Source organism: Collinsella sp. 4_8_47FAA (assembly GCF_000763055.1).
Lineage (GTDB): Bacteria > Actinomycetota > Coriobacteriia > Coriobacteriales > Coriobacteriaceae > Collinsella.
On the sequence record NZ_KN214135.1, the window covers coordinates 29,340 to 31,688 of the forward strand.

Consider the following 2,349-nt stretch of genomic DNA (forward strand, 5'->3'; position numbering starts at 1 on the left):
CAGTACCAGCACGAGTCCTACGCCTCCAGGCTGGAGGGGGCGGGCATCACCCAGAGCATGTCGCGCAAGGGGAACTGCATCGACAACGCCGCCACCGAGCAGCTCTTCGGCCACGTGAAGGACGAGTTCTACCGCGGCAGGGAGTGGGGCAGCTTCGGGGACTTCAAGCGCGACCTGGAGGAGTACATAGACCATTGGAACACGCGGCGCAGGCAGGTAAGATTGAAGGGCCTGACGCCGGAGGAGTTCCGGAACCGGGCCCTTGCGGCGTAGTCGCTATTTGTTCAGTCCAAGTTTCGGGGCGCAGTTCACTGTCCCCTTTGTGGTGGTTTTGACCGGAAAGCTAGTTGGCGGGGCGGAAGAAGGCTACGGCTACGGCGCCGGGGCCCACGTGGGTGCCGATGGTGGCGCCAATGGTGTGGATGGACAGCTCGCCCTCGGTGTGACCGGCCCACAGTGCCGCGCTGTCCTCGATATATTTCTTGAGCACGGCGTCCGAAAGGCCTGTATAGCCCAGCGCCAGCGGCATGGAAAAGTCGACGCCGCCCGCCTTTTCTACCTTCTGGTTGAGCAGGTTACGACCGTTCTTGGAACCGCGCGCCTTGCCCAGCTGCACGATCAGGCCGTCCTCGGCGGCCACAACGGGCTTTACGTTGAGCAACGTGCCCACAGCGCCGGCCGCAGCAGACAGGCGACCGCCGCGCACCAAGTACTCCAGCGTCTCAAGCAGACCGATAACCACCACGCGGTCACGGACTGCCTCGACGGCCGCCGCGATCTGGGCCGCACTACGGCCCTCGTCCACCAAGCGCAACGCATACTCGACCAGGACACGCTCGCCCAGGGTGACGTTATTGCTGTCCACCACGAACACGTCGCCGCCCGGCGCCTCGGCAAGTGCGGTACGGGCACTCTGATTGGTGCCCGAAAGCTTGGCGCCCACGGTAATAATCACTGCCTCGTCGCCGGCCTCACGTGCCTCGGCAATCGCCTGCGAAAACGCGTACGGGTTGACCTGGCCGGTCTTGGGCAGCTCATCGCGCTCCACGAGCATCTCGTAAAAGCGCTGATGATCGATGTCGACGCCATCCATATACACATCGGTGCCAAAGGTGACGGACAGCGGCAAAACACGCAGAGCGGGGTGCTCGACCGGCGACATATCGCTTGCGGAATCGGTAATAATGCGGACGGACATAGCGAATCCTTTCTTGCGCAGGTCCCGCGCAGGGAATTTTGACAGCAAGGCCCCGGCACGGTATACGCGCTCAAACAGGACTATGCAGTTGTTAATTGGAAGCAAAAGCCTTGGCGGCCCTACAGCTCGCGCAGGGTGTTGAGAATCGTGCGCAGCGACGCATACATCTGCTCGCGCTGCTCCACACCCATAGCCTTACCGGTGGTATCGAGCACCTCGCGAATGATGCGGTCCGCTTCGCTCATGCTCTCGCCGCCCAGAGCGGTCAGGCGCACCGGAGCACGATACTTAACGGCGGCATCGCCCGAATCGTCGACCTCGACGTAGCCGCCCTCCTCCAGATGAGCGAGCGTACGCGAGACGGCGGCGCGGGTCACGCCTGCCATGCGAGCCAGGTCAGCGCCAGTCAGGCCGTCCTTGCTGCGCTCAAGATAGTAAAGGCACATAACGTCGGAGCCCTTGAGGCCCAGCCTTGCGCCCTCGGATGTCTTAATGCGCTGGATCTCCTTGTAGAGCCCGCTGATCAGTCCGACAAAGTCCTCGAAACGTGTCTCGTCGTTCTGCTGCATGGGAGACGACCGCCTTTCGCTTGCATAATGCTTACGGGTAAACATCTTAGTCGCATAAGGCGACACCCGTACCCAAATACCCCATTTGTTAACCCATCAACATAAAAACCACCACAAAGGGGACAGTGAACTGCGCCCCGAAACTTGGACTGAACAAATAGCGACTACGCCGCAAGGGCCCGGTTCCGGAACTCCTCCGGCGTCAGGCCCTTCAATCTTACCTGCCTGCGCCGCGTGTTCCAATGGTCTATGTACTCCTCCAGGTCGCGCTTGAAGTCCCCGAAGCTGCCCCACTCCCTGCCGCGGTAGAACTCGTCCTTCACGTGGCCGAAGAGCTGCTCGGTGGCGGCGTTGTCGATGCAGTTCCCCTTGCGCGACATGCTCTGGGTGATGCCCGCCCCCTCCAGCCTGGAGGCGTAGGACTCGTGCTGGTACTGCCAGCCCATGTCCGAGTGCATGGTCGGCGCCGCCCCGTCGGGCAGGGCCTCGAGGAGCCGGTCGAGCATCCTGTGCTGCTGGGCGAGGTCCGGCGAGGTCGATATGTCGCTCGCCACGATCTCCTTCGTGCAGAAGTCGAGCACC

Annotated in this window: 4 protein-coding genes; 1 reads left to right on the forward strand and 3 read right to left on the reverse strand. The window is 62.3% G+C overall.

Annotation, left to right across the window (positions count from 1 at the left end):
- The coding region (locus HMPREF9463_RS03485) for an IS3 family transposase (RefSeq protein WP_035137248.1) at positions 1-273 on the forward strand (273 nt) is incomplete at its 5' end.
- A gap of 70 nt (positions 274-343) precedes the next feature.
- On the opposite strand, the gene HMPREF9463_RS03490 is transcribed toward HMPREF9463_RS03485, so the two are convergent.
- The 3 genes from HMPREF9463_RS03490 to HMPREF9463_RS03500 form a co-directional block, all read right to left on the reverse strand.
- Complete coding sequence (locus HMPREF9463_RS03490; protein ID WP_035137249.1) at positions 344-1,198, reverse strand: DegV family protein; 855 nt, start codon at positions 1,196-1,198, stop codon at positions 344-346.
- Between the two features lie 119 nt (positions 1,199-1,317).
- A complete protein-coding gene (locus HMPREF9463_RS03495; protein WP_035137250.1) occupies positions 1,318-1,767 on the reverse strand; it encodes a MarR family winged helix-turn-helix transcriptional regulator in 450 nt (149 codons plus the stop codon).
- A gap of 164 nt (positions 1,768-1,931) precedes the next feature.
- On the reverse strand, positions 1,932-2,349 hold a 418-nt coding region (locus HMPREF9463_RS03500), incomplete at its 5' end, for an IS3 family transposase (RefSeq protein WP_035137251.1).

Excerpts from the sequence above, each read along its gene's own strand:
- HMPREF9463_RS03490 (WP_035137249.1), bottom strand. The coding sequence starts at position 1,198 with ATGTCCGTCCGCATTATTACCGATTCCGCAAGCGATATGTCGCCGGTC.
- HMPREF9463_RS03495 (WP_035137250.1), bottom strand. The coding sequence starts at position 1,767 with ATGCAGCAGAACGACGAGACACGTTTCGAGGACTTTGTCGGACTGATC.